Here is a 22,138-nt window from a genome sequence, read left to right on the forward strand (position 1 = left end):
CGATTACCCCCAACCTTTTCGCGCACTTGGCCGTGCCCGCTGCATGTGCATAACTCTCCGCCGCCGACGCGAGCGTCCTTGACCACGTCAAGGCGGACGCCCATTGATGTCCGCAATTTTTCGCTCCGGTGTCGCGAGGGCAGGAGGACGTGCAAGGCGTCGTTCGGCGGACTCGGCCTACGCGGACGGGATTGCAGACGGGCTTCCGGGAGTGAGCGCGATGAAGGTGGTGATCCTGGCGGGCGGGCTCGGCAGCCGCCTCTCCGAGGAGACCACGGTGCGGCCGAAGCCGATGGTCGAGATCGGCGGGCGGCCGATCCTCTGGCACATCATGAAGATCTACAGCCGCTTCGGCTTCCACGACTTCGTCGTGTGCCTCGGCTACAAGGGCTACATGATCAAGGAGTTCTTCGCGAACTACTTCATGCACACCTCGGACGTCACCTTCCACCTCGCCGAGAACCGGATGGACATCCACCGGCAGACCGCCGAGCCCTGGCGGGTGACGCTGGTCGACACCGGGGACGCGACCCAGACCGGCGGACGCCTCAAGCGGGTGCTGCGCTACGTCGCCGACGAGGAGGTGTTCGCGCTCACCTACGGCGACGGCGTCGCCGACATCGACCTCGACGCCGAGATCGCCTTCCACCGCGGCCACGGCCGGCTCGCCACCGTGACGGTGGTGCGGCCGGCCAAGCGGTTCGGCGCCGTGTCGATCGACGGCGACCGGGTCACCGCCTTCGCCGAGAAGCCGGACGACGACGGCGGCTGGATCAACGGCGGCTTCTTCCTGCTGTCGCCGCGGGTCGGCGAGCTGATCGCCGGCGACGACACCGTGTGGGAGCGCGAGCCGATGGAGACGCTGGCCAAGACCGACCAGCTGCGCGCCTACACGCATCGCGGCTTCTGGCATCCGATGGACACGCTGCGCGACCGCACCTTCCTGGAGGGCGAGTGGGCGAGCGGAACCGCGAAATGGAGGATGTGGTGATCGATCCGGCGTTCTGGGCCGGGCGCCGCGTCCTGATCACCGGCCATACGGGCTTCAAGGGCGCCTGGGCGTCGCTTCTGCTCGGGTCGATGGGGGCGGAGGTCACCGGCCTCGCGCTGCCGCCCGAGACCGACGAGGGGCTGTTCGTGGCGGCCGGGCTCGCCGGCGGCATGCGGCACCGCATCGGCGACATCCGCGACCTCGCCACGGTGCGCGACGCCGTCGCCGCGGCACGCCCGCAGATCGTCGTCCACATGGCGGCGCAGTCGCTGGTCCGCCTCTCCTACGACGATCCGGTCGGCACCTACGCCACCAACGTGATGGGCACCGTCAACGTGCTCGAGGCGGTCCGTCACGCGCCGGACGTCGAGGCCGTGCTCGTCGTCACCAGCGACAAGTGCTACGAGAACGTCGGCTGGGTGTGGGGCTATCGCGAGATCGACCGGCTCGGCGGCCACGATCCCTACAGCAACAGCAAGGGCTGCGCCGAGCTGGTCGCCGACGCGTACCGGCGCAGCTTCTTCGGTGGCGAAGGCGCGGCCCGCGTCGCCACGGTGCGGGCCGGCAACGTCATCGGCGGCGGCGACTTCGCCCGCGACCGGCTGGTGCCGGACGCGATCCGGGCGTTCCGGGCCGGCCGGCCGCTGCGCATCCGCAATCCGCTGTCGATCCGTCCGTGGCAGCACGTGCTCGACCCGGTGATCGGCTATCTCCGCCTCGCCGAGCGGCTCGCCGCAGGGGTCGACGGCACGGCCGACGCCTGGAACTTCGGCCCCGGTGCGGCGAGCGAGGTTCCGGTCGCGCAGATCGCCGACACGCTGGTGCGGCTGTGGAGAGGCCGGGCGGCCTGGGAGCAGGATCCCGGCGAGCATCCGCACGAGGCCCATCTCCTGAAGCTCGACTGCACCAAGGCGACCACGCGGCTCGGCTGGCGCCCGCTCGTCGGCCTCGACGCGGCGCTCGGCATGGTCGTCGACTGGTACAAGGCGCTCGATGGCGGCGCCGACATGCGCGCCGTCACGCTGGGGCAGATCGCCGGCGTGCTGGCGTCCGCGCGGTAGACGGCGCTCGGCGGCTCGCGGTGACTCGTCAGGACGCCGCCGGAAGCGCCAGCACCTCGGCCATGCGGGCCTCGATCGGCACGGCGTGGCGGAGATGGGCGCCCGAGCGCACCGACAGCTCGGACTTCAGCAGCACCACGAGCGCCAGGATCGCGCGCTCCAGCGGCGCGCCGAGCCCGGTGCGGCCGAAGGCGGCGCCCGAGAGGTGCGGCCGGTTCTCGATGAAGGTCAGCCAGTACAGATAATCGTAGCCGGGCACGCCCCAGAAGGCGTCCTCCCAGTCGATCGCCACCGGTCGCGAGCCGTCGGTCATCAGGTTCTTGGGGCCGAGATCGCCGTGGCACAGCACCCGCGGCAGGCCCTCGAGCGCCGCCCGCAGCTGCGCGAGAAGGCCCGCGACCGCCGCGGCGGTCGGCGACGTGAGGAAGCCCTGCCCTTCGAGCCGCGCCACGGCCCGCTCGCCATGGGCGACGTAGTGTTCGATGGTCCAGTCGTCCGGCAGGCCGGCCGGACGCCAGCCGGCGAGCATCTGGGAAAAATCCCGGACCAGCGCGGCCGCGTCGGCCGGCGGCATCGGCGCGGTGCGCGGCGCGAGCTCCGCCATCACGAGGCACAGCCGTGCGGCCTCTCCGGGCACGACGACCTCCACGGCGTCGCGCAGGACGGCGGTGCCGTAGAGGCGGCGCAGGATCTCGCCCTCCTTGGCGAGATTGGCCCGCGCCGCCGCGCTCGGGAGATGCGTCTTCAGGAACAGCCGCTCGGCGCCGACCTCGACATGGCAGCAGACGCCGAGCGTTCCGCCGGAGGCCGGGACGACGCGGACGGGCCGGCCGCCCTGCCCGAGCTGCCGGGCGATGGCGGCACGAAGCGCCTCGTCCTGCCCGGGTCCTGCCGACGGCGCCGGCGCGCCCGCCTCGAAGAAGGCGAGCTTACTGAGCATAGAGCTCGGCGAGATAGTCGATCCTGTCGTAGCCGAAATGGCGCGCCAGCGCCGCCGTGCCCTGGGCGATCTGCCGGCGCTCCGCGTCCGAGAGCTCCTGGATGACGGCCCGGTTGTAGTCCTTCGTGCTCTTCAGCACGGTGCCCCAGGGCGCGATGCTCTCCTTGATCTCGACGCCGTTCCAGCTCGGATACAGCATGGTCTCGGCGAACGGCACGCCGATGAACGCCGCGGCGTCGGTCATGAAGCGACGCTTGTCGTCGACCAGATCCTCGTAGCGCAGGACACGGACGTTGTTCGGATGCATCCTGGCGAACATCTCCACGGTGGAGTGGTAGATGTTCCAGGTGATCAGGTATTTCGACAGCGGCTGCGGGAACGGCCGGCGCTTGGTGTCCCGGTAGGCCGAGAAGGGATTGCGCACGATGTGCAGGATGCGGATGTCGGGGAAGTCGCGCACCATCCGGTCGGCGTCGATGCCGATCGCCGGCGAGTAACCCATGTGGACCATTCCGGGCCGCGGCCTTGTGTAGTAGTTCTCCCAGGCCGTGAAGGTCGAGCGGAAGAAGGCCTCGACGACCTGGCGGCGGAAGATCGGCGGCTCGCCGACGAGGCGGGCGAACTCGGCGATCCGGTTCTTCTCGTCCATCACCAGGTCGGCGTCCTTGAACTTGGAGCCGTTCCGCTTGCGCAGGAAGGTCTTCATCTCCTCGTCGATGATCTGCTCGTAAAGCTCGACCGCCGTCAGTCCCTCCGGGAACTCGGGATAGCGGTACTGCACGCGCTCGACCGAGGCGAGGAAGTCGTTGAAGTTGCGGTTCCCGAGCTGGGATTCGAAGGGATAGACGAGCAGGTCGGGATGCCCGTCGAAATGACGATGGGTGACGTTCCCGCCGTGCTCGAAGCCGGCCGAGATCATTGCCAGACGAAAGTCGCTCATGTCCGCGTGCCCCGAAATCCTTTGCGCCACCGCGCCCCTGGCTTACTGGGGCGGGCCGCGATGATCAAGGCCGGCCTCGGGCGCAGGGCGGCCATGCCCGCCGGCGGGACCACGGCCATCGGCCGCCCCGCCGTTGACGCGCCGTCCGGGCTTCTCTAAGCGGTGCATCATGCGTGTCCTGGTCACCGGCGCGAGCGGCTTTCTCGGCTCCCATCTGGCCGCCGACCTCGTCGCGCGTGGGCACGAGGTGGTGGCGCTGCTGCGCCCGGGCTCGCAGGCGCCGCGCCTCGCCGGGCTGATGGACCGCCTCCGCGTCGTCCATGCGACGCTCGAGGACCGGGCCGCTCTGAACCGGCATCTCACGACGGTGCGGCCCGACGCGATCGCGCATCTCGGCTGGGACGGCGTCGGCAACGTGGACCGCAACGCGCCGCGCCAGGCCCGCAATGTCGGCACCACGGTCGACCTCCTCGCCCTCGCGGCGGACGCCGGGGCGCGCATCTTCGTCGGCGCCGGCTCGCAGGCCGAGTACGGCCCGTGCGACCACGTCATCCGCGAGACCGACCCGACCCGGCCGACCACGCTCTACGGCCATGCGAAGCTCGCCGCCGGCGCGATGGCGGACCGGCTCGCCGCGCTGCGCGACGTGCGCTTCGCCTGGCTTCGCGTCTTCTCCACCTACGGCGCCGGCGACAATCCGGGCTGGCTGATCTCCGACCTGATCGGCAAGCTGAAGCGGCGCGAGCGCATGGCGCTGACCCGCGGCGAGCAGCGCTGGGGCTTCCTGCACGCCCGCGACGCCGCCGCGGCGTTCCGCACCGTGCTCGAATCCGACACCGCGCACGGCGTCTTCAACGTCGGCAGCCCCGACGCGCCGCCGCTGCGCGACACCATCCTGACGCTGCGCGACCTGATCGACCCCACGGTCGAGCTCGGCTTCGGCGAGGTGCCGTACCGGCCCGACCAGGTGATGCTGCTGCAGGCCGACATCGCGCGCCTCGTCGCGCTCGGCTGGCGTCCCGAGGTCGACCTGCGCCGCGGCCTCGCCGAGGCCGTGGCGGCCCACGCCTGACAGAGCCCGCAGACACCATGCCCGACACGATGCCCGAGAGCCCGCGCGACAACACCATGGATCCGGCCGAGTTCGCCCGGCGCATCCGCGTCCATGCGCTGCGCATGGTGCACCGGGCGAACGCCTCGCACATCGGCAGCTGCTTCTCGATGGCCGACGTCCTGGCCGTGCTCTACACCCGCGTGCTGCGGCTCGATCCGACCCGGCCGGACGATCCCGACCGCGACCGCTTCGTGCTGAGCAAGGGCCACGCCGCCGCGATCCTCTACGCGGCGCTCGCCGAGCGCGGCTTCTTCCCGCCGGCGCTGCTCGACGACTACAGCCGCAACGGCTCGCCCTTCACGGGCCATGTCAGCCACGCGATCCCGGGCGTCGAGGTGTCGACCGGCTCGCTCGGCCACGGCCTGCCGATCGCCACCGGGCTGGCGCTCGCGGCGCGCGCCGCCGGCCGGCCGAGCCGCGTCGTCTGCCTGCTCAGCGACGGCGAGTGCGACGAGGGCTCGAACTGGGAGGCGATCCTGTTCGCCCCGCATCACCGGCTGACCAACCTCACCGTGATCGTCGACCACAACAAGATCCAGAGCTTCGGCCGGGTCGACGAGGTGCTCGACCTCGCGCCCTTCGCCGACAAGTGGCGCGCCTTCGGCTGGCGCACCGTCGAGGTCGACGGCCACGACCTCGGCGCGCTCGAGGGCGCGCTCGGCGCCCCGCCGGATCCGGAGAAGCCGCGCGTCGTGATCGCCCACACGGTCAAGGGGCGCGGCGTGAGCTTCATGGAAGACCGGCTGGAGTGGCACTACAAGTCGCCGTCGGCCGAGCAGCTGGCGCAGGCCGTCGCGGAGATCCTCGGGTCATGAGAAACACCTTCGTGGCGACCCTGGAGGAGATCGCGGCGCGCGATCCGCGCATCTGGCTGCTCAACGGCGACCTCGGCTTCTCGGTGCTGGAGCGCTTCGCCGAGAAGCATCCGGGCCGCTACCTCAACGTCGGCGTCGCCGAGCAGAACATGGCCGGCATCGCGGCCGGGCTCGGGATGAGCGGCAACACCGTGTTCGTCTACTCGATCGGCAACTTCCCGACGTTGCGCTGCCTGGAGCAGCTGCGCAACGACGTCTGCTATCACGGCGCCGACGTGAAGGTGGTGTCGGTCGGCGGCGGCTACGCCTATGGCAGCCAGGGCTACACCCACCACGCCCTGGAGGACGTCGCCGTGATGGCGGTGCTGCCCGGCATCGAGGTGTTCGTGCCGAGCGATCCGGCCGAGGTGCGGGCGATCGTCGCCGCCGTCGCCGCCTCCGGCAAGCCGGCCTATCTCCGGCTCAGCCGCGCCGGCGAGCCGGTGCTCGACCCGCGCCCGATCGGCGACGTGCGCCGGGTACGCCCGCTGCGCGACGGGTCCGACGTGGCGATCCTGGCGAGCGGCCCGGTGGCGCGCGCCGCCCTGGCGGCGGCCGATCTTCTGGCGGAGCGTGGCGTCTCCGCACGGGTGCTCAGCGTGCCGTGCCTGAAGCCGCTCGACCGCGACGGCATTGTCGCGGCGGCGGCCGGCGTGCGGCTGGTGGTGACCATCGAGGAGCACATCGCCCGCGGCGGCTTCGGCCGCGAGGTGGCGGCCGTGCTGATCGGCGAGCCCGGCCACCCGCCGCTGCTGACGCTCGCGGTGCCGGAGACCGATCCCGGCAAGGGCTGCGTCGCCGGCGACCGCGACGCCCTGCTGGCGGCGGCCGGCCTCTCGCCCGCCGCCATCGCCGACCGGATTCGCGCCGCGGTCCGCAGCCCCGAAGGTCCCGCACGAGAAGGCCGGCCACCGTAAGCCGCTTCGGTCGCGCACGCGGCCAGAGGTCTCGACTCAGGGAGCGTCCAGGATGTCGAAAACCTGTTATTGGTCGAGCTGGGCGCTTTTGCTGGTTATTACATTTTTCAGCGTCCATCTGTTCCTGGCCGGATATCGCCTGACGGCCGATGACGTGCTGTACCATCAGGTCGGCCTGGGAGGTTTCCGGAAGGCGTGGGAGTTCACGCGCGGCGCGGCGGCTGCACAAGGCCGGATCGGCCACTACCTGGACGTCGGCCTATCGGTGCTGTCGGCTCCCTTCGTAGATTTTTATGCTTTCAGGGTCCTTTATACAGGACTTTACTATTCTACATTCTATCTCTTCGGATATTACGTCTCCCTGCTCGGGGGGGGCCACCTCGGCCTCGTCACCGCCCTGCTTCTCGTTTCTCACCATGCGCTGGATTATTATCATCTCCCGCCGAACTCCTACCCGTTCCACATCTCCGTCCCGATCGCGGCGATCATCCTCTCCAGGATTGTTCTTCTGCACCGGCGTCGAGAGGAAACGACCCGATCGGAGTGGCCGATGCTGGCCCTGATGGGCGCCGGCGCGATCTTCAATGAAAAGGCGTTCGCCTTCTGCATTGCCTTGCTGTTCGTGGAAAAGTCCTGGGCTGTCGTGCAGGATTCGGAACGTGTCGGCCTTCGGCTCGCCGTCCTGGGGCGGCTTCGGAGCCGCTCGACATGGGCCGATATCGCCCCCTTGGTCGGGGTGGTCCTGGTCTATGCCGTGTTCCGAGCGGCGCATCCCTCCAGTTACGAGGGAAACCAGCTTTCGCCTTCGCTGATCGGCATTCCCTTCTTCAAGACGATGCTCGGGCACATGTTTGGCGGCTCGGCGCCGGGCACGATCACGCGGATGCTCGATGAGTACCGGCGGGGCGGCGGCGGCCCGTCCGACTGGAATTGGATGTCCGTAGCGATCGTATCGTTTTCGACGCTCGGCGTCGCGCGACTGGTCTTGCGCTCCGAAGCGAACGACGGCGGCGCTCGACCTCGATATTTCGTCCTGGTGGCGATCTTCCTTCTTGCCGCCATGATGGTCACGGCACCGGTCGCCATCGTCGAGAAGTATCAGAACTGGTGCCAGGCCTTCGTTTTCTGCATGTTCGTCGACACGCGCCTTTCGTTCGTATTTCTCGGCGGAGCGGGAGCATCGTTCATCCTCGGCTTGAATCGGATCGCCCGGACGACCTCCCTGTCGAACGCGGTCACCTGGTCGCTTGCGTTCCTGCTTGCCGTGCTCGCCGCGCTGGTCTTCTCTCGAAATACGCTTCTCGAAAGGGACATGCGGGACTATGTATCCGGGTGGGAGCGGGCGAAGCTTCTGGCGTGTGTCTCGGACGACGATCTGGATGCCCGTCGTCAAGAGCTGCCGAGCCTCATCGAGCCCCGGAAGCGAATCTCCTTTCATCCCAATTTCGATGTCGCGGCATACTGGCTCGCCTATGTCCGGAGCACACGAGGACGGATCGACTGCGGCACGGCTGGTCCGATGGACTCCACTCTCGGCGGCCTCGCCAAGGACCGTTGAGAGTGCACATGGTACGCATGACCCCGCGATGCTTGACGCTCATCTCGGGTAAACCCGAGATCGGTGGCGAGCACCTCGGGATGACGTGTCGCTGTCCGAGGCAGCGGGGTCAGCGACCAGGGCCGGTGCAAGACTGGTCGAGCGTGAGGACGGTCCGCGTCAGTGCAGGTCGAATGGCGGAGCAGCCCCGCGCGGATCTCCATGCATTGGTCGCCCGGACGAAGGCGCCGCCTCGAAGTTGATCCGCTCGCGCTCGAACACCACCGGCTTCTCGCGCACCTGGCCGTAGATCGCCAGCACGTACTCGCCGATCACGCCCATGAAGAACAGCTGGACGCCGCCGAAGAAGAACAGCGCCACGATCAGCGTCATGATGCCGGGCTCGGCGAGCTGCTGGTAGAAGGCGAGGCCGATGATCAGGTTGGTGACCGCGTAGACGAGGCTCATGGTGGCCAGCGCGAAGCCGACGAACAGGGCGAGCCGCAGCGGCGCCGTGGTGAACGAGACGAGGCCGTTGAGGCCCTGGTCGATCAGCGACGACATGCGGTTCTTGGAGAAGCCCTTCCTGCGGGCCCGCCAGGTGTAGGGGATGCCGACGGCGCGGCCGCCGCACTCGAACGTCATCATCCGCATGAACGGGTAGCCGTCGCGCACCCGCCGCATCGAGTCGATCACGCGGCGATCGACGAGCTGGAAGTCGCCGACGCCGGGCGGCACCTTCACCTCGGAGAAGCTGGTGAGCACCCGATAGTAAAGATGGCGGAGGGAGCGCATCACCCGCCCCTCCTCGCGCGTCGCCCGGATGCCGTAGACGATGTCGTAGCCCTGCTCCCACAGGGCGACGAACTCGGGCAGCAGCTCGGGCGGATCCTGCAGGTCGGCCGGCAGGAACAGCAGCACGGCGTCGCCGGAGCTCGCCATCACGCCGTTGTAGGTGTTCTTCAGCGGCCCGAAGTTGCGCGCGTTGACGATGATCCGCACGCCGGCGTCCGCGGCCGCGATCTCCCTGAGGATCGCCAGCGTGCCGTCGGTCGAGGCGTTGTCGCAGAAGATGTGCTCGCGCCGGTAGCCGGCGAGCGGGCCGTCGAACAGCGCCTTCACGGCCTCCCAGCAGTCGCGGACGTTCTGCTCCTCGTTGTAGCAGGGCGTCACGACCGTGATGGTCTTGACGGTGGAGGTCTCGACTGCGGAGGTCTCGCGGTCCGGCATGGCGGGCTTTCGGGTCGGTTCGGGTCGGCCGCACCATGCCGGCTCGGGCCGGCGATGGGAAGCGCCGAATCGGCATCGCCGCGCCGCCCGGCGCGGGCGCGGCGCCGCGGGCGACGGGATCAGGTGCCGGCGGGGCGGCCGGTCAGGGGGCCCCGGGAGCCGGCGGCGCGCTCCGGCCGGCCGTCCGGAACACCAGCCGGTGGTTGATCTGGTAGGACAGGAGAACCACCGGCGGAAGCGCGACGAGCTGGCCCAGCACGGGCGACACCCCGGCGAGCAGCAGGCCGTCGACCAGCAGGATGTTGAGCCCGCAGGTGACGACGTAGCCCAGCACGAACGGCACGAAGGCGCGCAGCCGCCGCGACCCGAACACCAGCCGCCCGGTCGAGAAGAAGTTGAAGACGACGCCGAGCACGGTGGCGATCACGATGGCGACGCGATGCCGCCCGGTGGCGAGATAGATCGCCGCGAAGAGCCCGTATCCCACCGCCGTGTTGAGCACCCCCACGACGAGAAAGCGGAGGAAGCGGGGGGACGCCGTCCACACGGCGGCGCGGTCCTCTTCCCCCGGCTTCCCGGCACGGTCCGACGCCGCCAGCCCGAACATCGCACGCAATCCCCTGTCAGCGCCCTGCCCGCCTGGACGAACGCGGCAAAAAATGTCTAATTCGCGGCAGCCGCCATGCCGGAGTTTTGCAGGGTAACATGCTGGCATTCTGGACGAAACGGGCGAGACAAGAACCGAAACTTCCGGCGACGTGCTCGCTCCCGCTCGCCCCGATCTTCATCATCGGGTCCTACCGGTCCGCCACGAGCGTCACCACCTGGGCGCTCGGCCAGCATCCCAACATCTTCCCGCTGGAGGAGACCCATTTCCTCTACAAGCTCGCCGTCGACCTCGACTACCTGTACGAGATCGGGTCGGGGCTGGGGGATCGATCGTTTCTCGGCGCGGCGGGCCTGCGGCGTCGCGACTTCTACCAGGTGTTCGGACAGGCCTGCGACGGCCTCGTCCAGAGCTCGCGGGACGGCATCATCCGCCGGTCGTCCTCCGAGAGGCACAAGGCCAGCTGGAGCGACAACTTCATGCTGGCCCGCGCGCCGCAGGATCCCAAGCGCCGATGGGTCGACGGCACGCCCGAGAACTCGCATTTCGTCTATCCGCTCCTGCGCCTGTTTCCCGGGGCGAAGTTCATCCACATCCTGCGTAACCCGAAGCGCGTGGCGACCTCGCTGATGCATTTCTCCTCGGTCGCGTCGGGTGGACCACCCGACTATCGCGAACAGGAGGCGTACGACACCTGGGCGGGGCTGGTCCGCAGTGCGGCTTTGGCCGAGATGGCCTTCGGGCCGAAGCGAGTGCTGCGGATCGACCACGGGGAGATCGAACGGGACCCGGAGACCGTGGTGCGTCGTTGCCTCGATTTCGTCGGCGAGCCGTACGATTCGAACTGCACGCTGCCGTTCCGGAGCCGCATCAACGGCTCGCGCTACGACGACCCCGGAGACTGCAGCATCGAGGCCAATCTGTCGTCTCCCGAGGCCCATGTTCGAGACGCGTTCACGCTCTACCAGGCCGCCCTTTCCGGACGCGTTCCCGGCGTCGAGACGCCCGTCCAGGCGTTTCGCGCGCTGAAGAGCGCGTTCAGGCAGTACGCGGACAGCCTGCGCCCGTCGACGAACCAGTGGATGAGCGACGAATGTGCCCGGTTGAGCGCCGAGCTTTCGGCGCTTCGCACGCACGCTGCGAAGCTGGAGGGGCGGCTCAAGGCCATCGAGCGACCGCTCCGGATCGTCTCGTTCGGTCCGGACCGCGTACGCATCGGCGAAGCGTTCAATCTGCAGCCCACCGGCGACTCCGCCCTGTGGCTCCGGACCGAGAACGCCGGGCCGAATGCCGTGATCGAGCTCGGCGGACGGGACCTCGAAACCGTGGTCGATTGCGGCGGAACGTTGCTGACGGCCTGCGTCCCGGCGGATCTGCTGTCGCGGGCCGGCGAGCTTCAGCTGTTCGTCAAGGACTCCGTCACCGGCGAGCGGGTCGGCCCGGAGCTGCTGCGCGTCGCAGGATGATCGGAGACTCCGGCGCGAGGGCGCGCCGCGCCGGCATGCCTCCCGTTGTTCCCGCGAATACGACACACGCCGTCGGCCACAGGGGTGCCCGAATCCGCCGAACACCCTAGAATGACGCGGATCTCATGGAGGACGAGCGATGGGCGGTGTCTGTGACGTTTGCCGGCAGGGCCGAGTGTCGCTGTTCCGCACGATCGCCGGGGTCGACTATTTCGCTTGTGACGCGTGCGGATCGATCGTCGCGGATCGGGCTGGCTTGCGCCGCGGCGAACAGGACATCTCGCGCAAGTACGACGAGAGCTACTGGCAGGCGGAGCTTTCGGCCGCCCGGGAGCGCTCCTTCGGGTCGTCGCTGCTCCGGATCGCCGAGCTGTTCCGGATGGCACGACGTCCTCTGACCCGCGTCCTCGATGTCAGTGCGGGCGACGGCAGCCTGTTGACCGCCCTGGAGGTCGTGCTGCCCGAGCTGTCGGAGGTGTTCCACGGGATCGAGCCGTTCCCGCCTCCTGAGGTGTATCGGACCACCCACCGGAACTATCGCGTCGGCCACGTTCACGATCTCGACGGGGCATTCGACGGCGGCGTCTGCATCGAGGTGATCGAGCATCTGTTTCCCGATACGCTCGCCGAGATGATCGGCGCCTTGGCCGCGAAGTCCAATCCCGGTGCCGTGTACTACTTCAACTCGGCGCAGCCGAGCTTCGTCGTGGAGCGCGACAACGCCTATCTCGACCCGTTCGAGCGCGGCCATGTGGCGTCGTATTCGGTCGCAGGGCTCCGCGCGCTGTTCGCCGGAGCCGGCTTCACGGTCCAGACACTGCCGGGCCGGGACTGGGCGTTCCTGGCGGAGTACGGCCCGTTCGAGGTGCTGACGACGGACCAGATGTTCACCCGGCTCTGGTATCCGGTCGAGGCGAACATGGCGGCGCTTCGTGGCTGCCGGCTCGGGCCGATGATGATCGCGGCAGGGCTGGAAAGCGCGCGATGCTATCTGGAAGCAGCCACGGCCGCCGAACGGACCAGGTGGGCGCTGTGCCTGCAGGCTGCACAACGGGCCTGACGGCATCGCGGTCTCACAAGCCCACGCTCGAAGACGAATACGCCCGTGGTGTCCCGCCGGCCACGCCGTCGCGTGAAGGCGACGAAGCGCATGCAGGTTACGAGACATCGCGCGGATCGGAGATGCTCTCCGTCGTGCTGCCCGGGGCCGCGCAACCCGCGCCGGCGCGGCCGCCGGACGTCCCCAGTGCCGTCTTCACGATCGTATCCAGCCGGCCGCGTCCGCACAGCACGCCGGGCAGCCCCACGCGCGCCGCCGCCGCGGCCTCGGCCGGCTTGACGGCGACCAGGAAGGAGCCGGCTCGCGCGATCGGCCATTCGGCGAAGGCCCGGTGGAGGAGCCCGGCGCCAGACACTCCGTCGTCCTGCTCGATCGTCGAACGCGCGCCCGTTCCGCTCCGCTGGCACGACGCGGCATAGACGCCGTCGACATGGGCGCCGGCGCGGGCGAGGCATGCCCGGAGGGCCAGCGTGAACGGCGTCGAGTCGTCGTGCATGTCATCGCCGCGGGCGATGCCCGGCCGATCGTCGACGAGGAAGACGAAGTAGCCGCGATCGTTCAGATGCCGCACCGCCTCCGCGGCTCCGTCGACGAGGGCGAGATCGTCCGCCCGGGTCGCGGCGCCGCGACCGACATCGAGAACCGCGTCACGGACCAGGAAGACCGCCGGCCGGACCCGTACGGCCGGCAGCTCCGCACGTCCGCGGGCGAGCGACTCCGGCGTTCCGATATCGATGAAGTAGTCGTCGAACACACGCCCGCGGACCTCCCCGCGGGTGACCAGCAGGGGGAACACGTCCCGCTCGATGGAGCACGGGAGCGGCGCGGCGAGGTCGACCACGGAGCGGCGAAGCACGTAGATGCCTCCGTTGATCGTCCCCGGCGCCCGGACCGTGGGGTCCTTCTCGACGAACGCGACGACCCGGCCGTCCTCGACGGTCACCCGGCCGTAACGGCCGGTGTCGTCGAGCGCCTTGAGGGCGAGCGTGGCGGTGGCACCGTCGACGCTCGCCTCGGCCTCGAGAGCGCGCAGGTTGATGTCGAACAGCGCGTCGCCGTTCATCATGAGGAACGCGTCGTCCAGAACGGCGCGCGCCACCGTGAGGGCCCCGCCCGTGCCGAGCGGCTCCGGCTCCCGCAGAACCCGCAACGTCGAACCGTGCAGCGTGCGTCCGGCATAGCGGCTCTCGACCTGCTCGCCGAGATGTCCGGCGAGAAGCACGACGTCGAAGTAGCCGTGGCGCGCCACCGATTCGAGAATGTAGTCGAGAAACACCCGGTCGCCGTCGATCGGCAGCAGCGGCTTCGGCACGTCCCGCGCGAGCTCGCCGAGCCGGGTGCCACGCCCGCCGACGAGAACGACCGCCTGGCGGATCGGCTCACGGACTGTCGCAGGCGCGCCGGTCACCATCGCCAGCTTTCGACGCCGGAGCTCGTGAAGTTGCACGGGAGGACGACCCCGCCGAGTTCCGCGAGGGCCCGGACCACCTCGTGCCGTCGCGGAGGATCCGAGAGAAGCATCACGAAGCCGCCGCCGCCCGCACCCGAGACCTTTCCGGCATAGGCGCCGGCTGCGAGTGCGGCCTCGATCAGCGTCGCGATCCGGTCCGTGCTGATGCCGGGCGCCGTCTTCTGCTTGGCGAGCCATCCGCGATGCAGCGCTTCGCCCACCTTTCGGATCTCGCCCTTGAGGATGGCCTCCTTCATGTCGATCGCCTCCTGCCGCAGCAACAGCAGGCTCTCGATCGACGCCTTGTGGTCCGTCCTCATGTTGCGGATCTGGCGATCGATGATCTCCGCCGACGATCGTGACTTGCCCGTGTAGCAGAGGACGATCGAGCTCTCGAGCTCCCAGAGCGTCGTCGGCTTGATCCGCAGGGGATTGATGACGACGCGATCGCCGGCCGAGAACTCCATGAAGTTGAATCCGCCGAAGGCGGCGGCGTACTGATCCTGACGGCCGCCGGACAGCCCGATCTCCTCGCGCTCGATCTCGAAGGCGAGCCGGGCGATGTCGTACTCGCCGAGCGGCAGATTGAGGTAGTTCCGGAAGGCCTCGACCAGTGCCACGACGAGCGTCGACGACGATCCGAGCCCGGAACCGGCCGGCACGTCCACGGTCGTGCGCACCTCGACCGGCAGCGCCTGCCCGCCGTTGAACTGGCGGACCATGCGATTGTAGACGCCCTTGTGCAGAAGGGACGTCCCCTGAAGGGGAACCTCGGCGACCGCGGGCCCCGTGAAGCATTCGTCGATGTCCGCGGCATCGAAACGCAGGCAATCGTCGGACGACGAGGTGAGATAGGCGTAGGCGTAGAGCTTGACCGTCGCGTTCATCACCAGACCGCCGTGCTCGTCACAGAACGGCGAGACGTCGGTGCCGCCGCCGGCAAACCCCAGCCGGAGCGGCGCACGCGCACGGATCACGGGGCCGGAACTCAAGGTCTCTTCCTCCCGTCGGCGCCTCGAGCACCGGTACCGACTCTCCCGCCCATCCTGAACCTCCGATCGGGTCCTGCCGTCGCGCGCCTCGCCCCGTTCCGTCACACCGACAGTTCGGGCATGAACGAGGCGAAGGACGCGGCGACCGCCTCCGCCGTATAGTGTCGGCGGACGAAGTCGAGTCCGCGGCGAGCCCGACGTACGGCCTCGTCGCGATCCGCGAGCGCATGCCGGACCGCCGAGGCGAAGCTCCCGGCGTCCTCGCCGAGGAACAGCATCGCCTCGGGATCGTCGATTCCCTGTGCACCGATAGATGTCGTCGCGATCGGTCGTCCCTTCGCCATCGCCTCGACGACCTTTCCCTTCACACCGCCGCCGAACCTCAGCGGAGCCACGACGAGATCGGCCTCGGCATACAGTCGGGTCAGCGCGTCGTCGCTGACCCGACCATGCACCACGATGTCGGGCCCGGCGAGCGCGGCCACGGCCGCCGGAACGTTGGAGCCGACGATGTGAAACCGCACGCCGGTCGCGATCCTCCGCAACTCTGGCATCACCGCTTCGGCGAACCAGAGGACCGCATCGACATTCGGGCCGTGTCGGTAGCCCCCCACGAAAAGCAGCTCCGCCGTGCCGCGCTCCATGTGCCGGTCGAGGGCCGCGGCTCCTGCGGCCAGGTCTGCCTCGTCGAACACGTAGGCCGGCACCGGCTCGACCCTGACACCGGAAGGCAGCGCAGCCCGGAGGACGTCGACCTCCTCCTGCGACGGATAGAGCGAGACGTCGGCCCGACGGACGATGCCGTACTCGCAATCCCTCATGGCTTCGATGTCGGCCATCAGGCTCTCGCTCGGCTCGAGCCGATACTCGCCGGCCATCCGACGGTGATGGAGATCATGCCCGTAGTACAGGACCTTCACGCCGGGATGCTGCTTGACCTCGCCGATGTACTTCTCCGCGACGTGCGGACGGCTGAGCAGGACGTAGCGGGTGTGGCCTGCCCTTTCGGCAAACCACTCGGGAAAACGGTTCCGATAGCTCGCCGAGTAGATCACCTCGACGCCGAGATCCTGAAGAGCGGGCGTGTACTCCGGATCCTCGTGAAGATTGTCGGGCCAGAACGCCACATGAAACCCGCGCTCGACCAGCATCTTCATGAAACCATGCATCGTGCGGGACCCGGCGTCCCGGTCCCACTGCGGGACATAATGGTCGACGACGAGAATGCGGACGCGGTTCCGGGAGCGGTCGCGTGCGAGAACGACGTCCGTTCCGCTGTCGAAGTGCTCCTCCTCCAGGACGGCACGCCACCGCTCGTGGAGCTTGCGCTGGTTGACGGTCTGAAACGCCTTGATCCCGGTCCCGATCTCGCGACCGTGGCTCAGCCCTTCGAGATGGAACACCTCCGAGCGCGGCTGGTAGACCACCGAGAGCCCCTCGGCGCGGACCCGGAAGGCGAGGTCGGCGTCCTCGCAATAGGCCGGAGCGAAGGCCTCGTCGAATCCGGACAGGCGGTCCCAGACGGAGCGGCGAAGCGCCATCGCGGCGCCCGACACGTAGTCGACCTCCTTCCGGTAGTTGAATTCCGGGAGCCCGGGTTCCTGTCCGCGCCCGTAGTTCCAGGCCGAGCCGTCCCGCCAGAAGATTCCCCCCGCCTCCTGCAGCGTGGCGTCGGCGTTGAGCAGCTTCGATCCGACGAGGCCGACATCGGCGTGTTCGTCGAGGAGGTCGATCAGCGCATCGAGCCATCCGGGCAGGACCAGCGTGTCGTTGTTGAGGAAGACCAGACAGGCTCCGCGCGTCTCCGCCGCGGCGCGATTGCAGTTCCGGAGAAATCCGAGATTCGTCGCCTGACGCACGTGACGGACGCAGCCGCCGATCGTTCCGAACAGCTCGGCGCGGGCGTCGGGGGAGCAGTCGTCGGCGATCACCAGCTCGAACGGCCTGCGGCTGCCGACCTCGAGAACCGAAACGGCGCAGGCGAGCGTCACGAGAACGTTGTCGAACATCGGAACGACGACGGACACCTCGGGCTCCGCCGCCGACGCACGTTGCGCCGCGCTGCGGGCGCGCGCCAGCAGGCGCCGCTCGAGGTCGGCCTCACGGTCGCCGGCCTCGCCCGCGGCCGCATCGAAGAGGTCGCCATACGCGGCCGCCGAGTCGCCGCCGTGGCGGGCGACGATGTACCGCAAGGCCCGTGCCTTCGCTGCTCCGGCAAGGCCCGTGGAGGCGGTCCCGGGGCGCCGCTCGACGCTCCCGGTCCGATCCGGCGGCTCGGACAGCGGCGGCCGGGCGCCGTCGCCGGAGGGGAGGGACGACGGAGGGCGCCAGACATCCGGCCGGGGCGAGCGCCCCTCGGCACGCCCGTGCAGGAGGTAGTGCACCAGCGGGTTCGAGCCCGCCATCCGGACGTCCAGATAGCGATCCAGATAGCCGCTGGTGCTGAACTGCGGATGCGGGTCACGGCCCTCCCGCCAGCCGTGGACGAGATAATGCCGGACCGGATCGGCGCCTTTCGTCCGCACGTCGGGATTCCGGGCCAGGTACCACTCGCTGTCGAAGAGGCCGGACGGGACGACGATCGTCCGCGCCACTCTCCAGGTCACGACGCGATCCACGAGGCGTTTCGGCAGCACGGCTTCGGCGAGACGCCGGAGCGTCGCCCTGGACCCGCCCGCGCCGGACATCAGCCTGCGCTCTGCTGCGGTCCGACCCGCGGCGCGGGCCGGCGGGAACGCGGGCCGCGAGCCGACCCGGCCCGCCATGCGCCGCACGAACCGCAACGGTGCGGTGATGCGCCAGGACGTGGAGGACCGCAGGGCGATCACGGTGGCCTCGAGCGTCGCGATGGTCTCCGCCCGGCGCGCCAGCTCCGATTCGCTGACCTGCGCGTCCACGTTCCGCTGCCGGCGAAGACCTTCGACGTCCTCGCGAAGGCCGGCGATCTCGGCGTCACGTTCCCGGCGCTCGAGGGCGAAGGCACTCTCCCGCTCCGCGAGGGCGCGCTCCAGCTCGGCCCCCCGCTGCCGCGCCTGCTGCAGGTCGTCCTCGCGCAGGGAAAGCCGGATCTCGTGCTCGCTGACGGCCGCGTCGCGCTGGGTGACGGCGGTATCGCGCTGAGCGACCGCGGTGTCTCGCTGCGCAAGCGCGGTGTCGCGCTGCGCCAGCGCGGCTTCGCGCTGGGCGAGCGCCGCTTCCCGGTGGGCAAGAGCAGCTTCCAGGCGAGCGATCGTGCTGTCGCGTTCCGAGAGGACGGCCCTCTGCTCCGACAGGCTCAGGTTACATTGCGCGACGAGATCACTCGCGGCCGCGAGCATCTTCTCGCGCTCCGCGATCACGAGGTCCCGTCGCTCGACGTCTCCCCGCAGCGCCAGGATCTCGCGCTCGCGCTCGCGAACGAACTCGCGTTCCGACACCAGCTCCTGCTCGCTGCTCCGGATCGCCGCCTCGAGCTCGGCGCACTGTGCGCGGACGGTGCCGGCCTCGGCACTCAGGGCCTCGGCGTGCGCCACAGCTCGCCGGACGTCCTCTCTGGCCCGCTCGACGACGGGCCGGAACAGTGGATCGGCCTCTCCGAGCGCGGTCCTGACGCGATCCAGCGCGGCCGTGTCCAAGGGACGATGCCGATCGCGGCAGGCCGCGTCGAGAATCGCGAAGGTCTCGCGGATCCATCCGGCCACCGTCTGGTCGTCCAAGACGGCGGAATCCGGAACGTCGTGATGGCGCAGCGACGGTCGGAGGAACGCCGCCACGTCGGACGCGACCTCCTCGACGTCCCGGGGCCACGACAGATCGAGCGCGGCCCCCAGGCTGGACACCGACGCCCGCCAGTCCCCCAAGACCTCGTCGTAACGGACGAAGACCCTCGCTACCCCGCGCGACCCGAACTCCGCATCCAGCGCGTGCCGCAACCAGAGAAGCTGCGCGAACCCGGGCTCCATCTCGTTGCGGGCCTGCAGGGACGCGGCGACGTCGAACGGATTGCGGACCGGGATCACGACCCGCGGCTCGATCGCTGCCGTCTCCAGCACCGGCAGCCACAACGGCAGCAGCCGACACAGCCGGGGATCCTTCAGGACGAAAAGCGGGCTGGCGCCGAACTCCTCCGCCAGCACCTCGAGGCACCGGCTCCGGAACGCCCTGGCGTCCGTCGTCTCGAACCAGCCGGGATCGATGGCGCGCCAGTCGTCCCAGGTCGCTCCGTGTGCCGCCAGGATGGCGTCGTTCAGGACCGAGACGGCGATCGATTCCCAGTGCCCGGCCTCGTTGCCGATCCCGGCCGGCATCAGGGTCTTCGGCAGATCGCACCCGAGCAGGTTGAGCAGGCGGGCCACGGCGGAGGTCCCGCTGCGGTGCATGCCGGCCACCAGGACCGCGATCCTCCGGCGCTCCGGCGCCGCCGACTCGCGCGCGGCCGGCAGGCCTTCGGGCGACACCCGGCCGGGTCCGAGCTCTTCCGAGACAAGGCCTGACAATTCAACCATAATTCAGCCCCGCGGGCACGGCTGTCCGACGCATTCGGAGGCCGGAGCCGCGCGCCCCGTCTTTACGCAACCCGTCCCCTCCCCGCAACCTTTCCGGCCTGCGTCGCTCGCTTGGTTCGGTCCGGGCCGCGTGGTAAGCAGGCCGCGCATGCATGGACATCTTCGAGGAGGCTTCGGGGTGGCAAGTCAGCCTGCCCGGTTACACCTGCTGGCGTCACAGGTGCTGGCGCGGGTCCGGCTCGCCGTTCAGCTCGCGCAGCGCGAGGTGGCGGCGCGATACCGCGACTCGGCTCTCGGCCTCGTCTGGTCTCTCCTGACGCCGCTGTTCATGCTCGCCGTCTTCACCTTCGTGTTCGGCACCGTGTTCAAGTCGCGCTGGCCCACGGCCGACGACGGCGGCGATCACTCGACGGCCGAGTTCGCCGTCATCCTGTTCACCGGAATGACCGTGTTCCAGCTCTTCGCCGACGTGATCACGCGCGCGCCGCGGCTCGTGTTGGAGAACGTCAACTACGTGAAGAAGATCGTCTTCCCGCTGGCGATCCTGCCCATGGTGGCGGTCGGCTCGACGCTGTTCGACACGGCGATCAGGCTGGCCGTTCTGATCGTCTTCATCGTCGCGATCCAAGGCGGCCTGCCCGCCACCGCGCTTCTCCTGCCGCTCGTGCTCGTGCCTTATCTCGTCCTGATCCTCGGGCTGTCCTGGTTCCTGTCGGCCCTCGGAGTCTATATCCGCGACATCGCCCAGATCATCGCGCCGCTGTTGACGGCGATGATGTTCCTGTCGCCGATCTTCTTTCCGGCCAGCGCCCTGCCGGCATGGACCCGCCCGATCCAGGTGCTCAACCCGATCGTCCTCCCGGTCGAGGAGGCCCGCAACGTGCTGATCTGGGGGCACCCGCCCGACTGGACCGCCTTGGCGCTCTATTCGGTGACCGCCGGCATCGTCGCGGCGCTCGGCCTGCTGTGGTTCCAGAAGACCCGCAAGGGATTCGCCGATGTCCTCTGACGCGACCCGCGGCGACGTCGCCATCCGGGTGCGCGACATCTCCAAGCACTTCCTGCTGTTCGACCGGCCGCAGGACCGGCTCAAGCAGTCGATCGTGCCGCGCCTGCAGCGACTCGCCGGTCGGCCGCCGCGGCGCTACTACCGCGAGTTCGCCGCGCTCGGCGGCGTCTCGTTCGACGTCCGCCGCGGCGAGACGGTCGGCATCGTCGGCCGCAACGGATCGGGCAAGTCGACGCTGCTGCAGATCGTCTGCGGCACGCTGCGGCCGAACGCCGGCAGCGTCGAGGTGAACGGCCGCGTCGCCGCGCTGCTCGAACTCGGCGCCGGCTTCAATCCGGCCTTCACGGGCCGCGAGAACGTCTATCTCAACGGCGCCATTCTCGGCCTGTCGCGCGCCGAGATCGACGAGCGCTTCGACGCCATCGCCGGCTTCGCCGACATCGGTGCCTTCATCGACCAGCCGGTGAAGACCTACTCGTCGGGCATGTATGTGCGGCTCGCCTTCGCGACCGCCATCAACGTCGATCCCGACATCCTGGTCGTCGACGAGGCCCTCGCCGTCGGCGACGAGGCGTTCCAGCGCAAGTGCTTCGCCCGCCTCGAGCAGATCCAGGAGCGCGGCGCCACCATCCTGTTCGTCAGCCACTCGGCCCAGCTGGTGGTCCAGCTCTGCTCGCGGGCGCTGCTCGTCGATCGCGGCGAGCTGATCCTCGACGGGCAGCCGAAGACCGTGACGGTCCAGTATCAGCGGCTGGTCAACGCGAGTCCCGAGATCGCGCCGGATATCCGCGCCGCCATCCTGGCGATGCACCTCGATCCGGTGGCGCCGCCGGATGGGGCCGCGGCGACGCCCGCTCCGCCGCACGACCCGCCGGCGGCCGAGGCGGCGGCACCGCCGCCCGCCGACGCGCCGAGACCGGCGGCGGCCACGGCCCCCGCGCCCGACGCCCCGGTCATTCCGGCCGCCGCGCCCTCAGGTGCCGAGTTCTACGATCCCGGGCTGCGATCGCAGTCCATGGTCGACGTCGAGCAGCGCGGGGCCCTGATCCGGGACGTGCGGGTCACGACGATGCGGGGCGAGGCCGTCAACGTGCTGATGACGGGCCGGCGCTACGTCGTCGCGTACGACGTCGACTTCTCGTGCCGGGCCGAGAGCGTCGGCTTCTCGACCTATCTCAAGACCCTGCACGGGCAGGGCCTGGCCGGCGCCTCGACCCTGTTCAACAAGAGCCTTCGGACCCCGCTCGTCCGTCCCGGGACCACCGCCCATGTGCGTTTCGAGTTTCAGTGCCAGCTGCTCCCGGGAACCTATTTCTGGAACGCCGGGGTCGTCGGCACCGTCGACGGAGAGCGCTACTATCTTCACCGCCTCATCGACGTCGTGGTCACGCGCGTTCTCCCGACTCCGGAACCGGTGGCGCTCGGGGTCGTCGACATGGGAATGATCCCCTATGTGACGATCGACGAGAGCCCGATTTCCTGACGA

Annotated in this window: 17 protein-coding genes; 10 read left to right on the top strand and 7 right to left on the bottom strand. The window is 69.4% G+C overall.

The genetic code is table 11. From position 1 onward, the window contains the following. Nucleotides 1-220: 220 nt before the first annotated feature. Both rfbF and rfbG read left to right on the top strand, forming a co-directional pair. The gene (gene rfbF, locus J2S22_RS07175) at nucleotides 221-991 is read left to right on the top strand and encodes a glucose-1-phosphate cytidylyltransferase (RefSeq protein ID WP_272775186.1); all 771 of its coding nucleotides are present in this window, start codon (nucleotides 221-223) and stop codon (nucleotides 989-991) included. Beyond that, nucleotides 976-2,052, top strand: a complete 1,077-nt coding sequence (rfbG, locus tag J2S22_RS07180; protein ID WP_272775185.1) for a CDP-glucose 4,6-dehydratase — start codon at nucleotides 976-978, stop codon at nucleotides 2,050-2,052. Before rfbF ends, rfbG begins: the two co-directional genes overlap by 16 nt. Nucleotides 2,053-2,080: 28 nt before the next feature. Here rfbG and J2S22_RS07185 read toward each other — a convergent pair whose 3' ends face one another. Both J2S22_RS07185 and J2S22_RS07190 read right to left on the bottom strand, forming a co-directional pair. Then, nucleotides 2,081-2,992 carry a phosphotransferase family protein gene (locus tag J2S22_RS07185; RefSeq protein WP_272775184.1) on the bottom strand — a complete coding sequence of 304 codons (912 nt, stop codon included), beginning with the start codon at nucleotides 2,990-2,992 and terminating at the stop codon, nucleotides 2,081-2,083. Continuing rightward, complete coding sequence (locus J2S22_RS07190; protein WP_272775183.1) at nucleotides 2,982-3,932, bottom strand: sulfotransferase family protein; 951 nt, start codon at nucleotides 3,930-3,932, stop codon at nucleotides 2,982-2,984. Before J2S22_RS07190 ends, J2S22_RS07185 begins: the two co-directional genes overlap by 11 nt. Nucleotides 3,933-4,101: 169 nt before the next feature. Between J2S22_RS07190 and J2S22_RS07195 the strand changes: the two genes are divergently transcribed. The 4 genes from J2S22_RS07195 to J2S22_RS07210 are packed head-to-tail and all read left to right on the top strand — an operon-like array spanning nucleotide 4,102 to nucleotide 8,375. Then, entirely contained in the window at nucleotides 4,102-5,004 is a 903-nt protein-coding gene (locus tag J2S22_RS07195) for an NAD-dependent epimerase/dehydratase family protein (RefSeq protein ID WP_272775182.1), read from the top strand. Nucleotides 5,005-5,021: 17 nt separating this feature from the next. After that, the gene (locus J2S22_RS07200; RefSeq protein WP_272775181.1) at nucleotides 5,022-5,861 is read left to right on the top strand and encodes a transketolase; all 840 of its coding nucleotides are present in this window, start codon (nucleotides 5,022-5,024) and stop codon (nucleotides 5,859-5,861) included. Continuing rightward, nucleotides 5,858-6,817: a transketolase family protein gene (locus J2S22_RS07205; protein WP_272775180.1), complete on the top strand. Its 960-nt coding sequence runs from the start codon at nucleotides 5,858-5,860 to the stop codon at nucleotides 6,815-6,817. The genes J2S22_RS07200 and J2S22_RS07205 overlap by 4 nt, the downstream gene beginning before the upstream one ends. Nucleotides 6,818-6,869: 52 nt before the next feature. Then, nucleotides 6,870-8,375: a hypothetical protein gene (locus J2S22_RS07210; RefSeq protein ID WP_272775179.1), complete on the top strand. Its 1,506-nt coding sequence runs from the start codon at nucleotides 6,870-6,872 to the stop codon at nucleotides 8,373-8,375. 159 nt (nucleotides 8,376-8,534) lie between these two features. On the opposite strand, the gene J2S22_RS07215 is transcribed toward J2S22_RS07210, so the two are convergent. Further along, nucleotides 8,535-9,584: a glycosyltransferase family 2 protein gene (locus tag J2S22_RS07215; protein ID WP_272775178.1), complete on the bottom strand. Its 1,050-nt coding sequence runs from the start codon at nucleotides 9,582-9,584 to the stop codon at nucleotides 8,535-8,537. 142 nt (nucleotides 9,585-9,726) lie between these two features. Further along, nucleotides 9,727-10,131 carry a GtrA family protein gene (locus J2S22_RS07220; protein ID WP_272775177.1) on the bottom strand — a complete coding sequence of 135 codons (405 nt, stop codon included), beginning with the start codon at nucleotides 10,129-10,131 and terminating at the stop codon, nucleotides 9,727-9,729. Between the two features lie 158 nt (nucleotides 10,132-10,289). Here J2S22_RS07220 and J2S22_RS07225 point away from each other — a divergent pair, with 158 nt between their 5' ends. Together J2S22_RS07225 and J2S22_RS07230 are read left to right on the top strand one after the other, a co-directional pair. Further along, on the top strand, nucleotides 10,290-11,657 hold the full coding sequence (locus J2S22_RS07225) for a sulfotransferase family protein (RefSeq protein ID WP_272775176.1): 1,368 nt from the start codon (nucleotides 10,290-10,292) through the stop codon (nucleotides 11,655-11,657). A 175-nt stretch (nucleotides 11,658-11,832) separates the two neighbouring features. Beyond that, nucleotides 11,833-12,717: a methyltransferase domain-containing protein gene (locus J2S22_RS07230; RefSeq protein ID WP_272775175.1), complete on the top strand. Its 885-nt coding sequence runs from the start codon at nucleotides 11,833-11,835 to the stop codon at nucleotides 12,715-12,717. 97 nt (nucleotides 12,718-12,814) lie between these two features. On the opposite strand, the gene J2S22_RS07235 is transcribed toward J2S22_RS07230, so the two are convergent. The 3 genes from J2S22_RS07235 to J2S22_RS07245 all read right to left on the bottom strand — a co-directional run bounded on the left by J2S22_RS07235 (nucleotide 12,815) and on the right by J2S22_RS07245 (nucleotide 19,643). Beyond that, nucleotides 12,815-14,128 (bottom strand): sugar phosphate nucleotidyltransferase, encoded by a 1,314-nt coding sequence (locus J2S22_RS07235; RefSeq protein WP_272775174.1) that lies wholly within the window; start codon nucleotides 14,126-14,128, stop codon nucleotides 12,815-12,817. Further along, the gene (locus J2S22_RS07240; protein WP_272840342.1) at nucleotides 14,122-15,159 is read right to left on the bottom strand and encodes a GHMP family kinase ATP-binding protein; all 1,038 of its coding nucleotides are present in this window, start codon (nucleotides 15,157-15,159) and stop codon (nucleotides 14,122-14,124) included. Before J2S22_RS07240 ends, J2S22_RS07235 begins: the two co-directional genes overlap by 7 nt. 101 nt (nucleotides 15,160-15,260) lie before the next feature. Then, the gene (locus tag J2S22_RS07245) at nucleotides 15,261-19,643 is read right to left on the bottom strand and encodes a glycosyltransferase (RefSeq protein ID WP_272775172.1); all 4,383 of its coding nucleotides are present in this window, start codon (nucleotides 19,641-19,643) and stop codon (nucleotides 15,261-15,263) included. 178 nt (nucleotides 19,644-19,821) lie between these two features. Here J2S22_RS07245 and J2S22_RS07250 point away from each other — a divergent pair, with 178 nt between their 5' ends. Next, nucleotides 19,822-20,652, top strand: coding sequence for an ABC transporter permease (locus J2S22_RS07250; RefSeq protein ID WP_272775171.1), 831 nt, complete (start codon nucleotides 19,822-19,824; stop codon nucleotides 20,650-20,652). Further along, entirely contained in the window at nucleotides 20,642-22,135 is a 1,494-nt protein-coding gene (locus tag J2S22_RS07255; RefSeq protein WP_272775170.1) for an ABC transporter ATP-binding protein, read from the top strand. Before J2S22_RS07250 ends, J2S22_RS07255 begins: the two co-directional genes overlap by 11 nt. Nucleotides 22,136-22,138 lie beyond the last annotated feature (3 nt).

The sequence above is a fragment of the Rhodoplanes tepidamans genome (genome assembly GCF_030813915.1).
In the GTDB taxonomy this organism is placed as follows: Bacteria; Pseudomonadota; Alphaproteobacteria; order Rhizobiales; family Xanthobacteraceae; genus Rhodoplanes; species Rhodoplanes tepidamans.

What these genes read in the sequence shown, in the direction of transcription:
- rfbF (WP_272775186.1), top strand. Translation starts at nt 221, where the DNA reads ATGAAGGTGGTGATCCTGGCGGGCGGGCTCGGCAGCCGCCTCTCCGAG.
- J2S22_RS07195 (WP_272775182.1), top strand. Translation starts at nt 4,102, where the DNA reads ATGCGTGTCCTGGTCACCGGCGCGAGCGGCTTTCTCGGCTCCCATCTG.
- J2S22_RS07185 (WP_272775184.1), bottom strand. Translation starts at nt 2,992, where the DNA reads ATGCTCAGTAAGCTCGCCTTCTTCGAGGCGGGCGCGCCGGCGCCGTCG.
- J2S22_RS07225 (WP_272775176.1), top strand. Translation starts at nt 10,290, where the DNA reads ATGCTGGCATTCTGGACGAAACGGGCGAGACAAGAACCGAAACTTCCG.
- J2S22_RS07215 (WP_272775178.1), bottom strand. Translation starts at nt 9,584, where the DNA reads ATGCCGGACCGCGAGACCTCCGCAGTCGAGACCTCCACCGTCAAGACC.
- J2S22_RS07235 (WP_272775174.1), bottom strand. Translation starts at nt 14,128, where the DNA reads ATGGTGACCGGCGCGCCTGCGACAGTCCGTGAGCCGATCCGCCAGGCG.
- J2S22_RS07190 (WP_272775183.1), bottom strand. Translation starts at nt 3,932, where the DNA reads ATGAGCGACTTTCGTCTGGCAATGATCTCGGCCGGCTTCGAGCACGGC.
- J2S22_RS07255 (WP_272775170.1), top strand. Translation starts at nt 20,642, where the DNA reads ATGTCCTCTGACGCGACCCGCGGCGACGTCGCCATCCGGGTGCGCGAC.
- J2S22_RS07210 (WP_272775179.1), top strand. Translation starts at nt 6,870, where the DNA reads ATGTCGAAAACCTGTTATTGGTCGAGCTGGGCGCTTTTGCTGGTTATT.
- J2S22_RS07245 (WP_272775172.1), bottom strand. Translation starts at nt 19,643, where the DNA reads ATGGTTGAATTGTCAGGCCTTGTCTCGGAAGAGCTCGGACCCGGCCGG.
- J2S22_RS07200 (WP_272775181.1), top strand. Translation starts at nt 5,022, where the DNA reads ATGCCCGACACGATGCCCGAGAGCCCGCGCGACAACACCATGGATCCG.
- J2S22_RS07205 (WP_272775180.1), top strand. Translation starts at nt 5,858, where the DNA reads ATGAGAAACACCTTCGTGGCGACCCTGGAGGAGATCGCGGCGCGCGAT.
- rfbG (WP_272775185.1), top strand. Translation starts at nt 976, where the DNA reads ATGGAGGATGTGGTGATCGATCCGGCGTTCTGGGCCGGGCGCCGCGTC.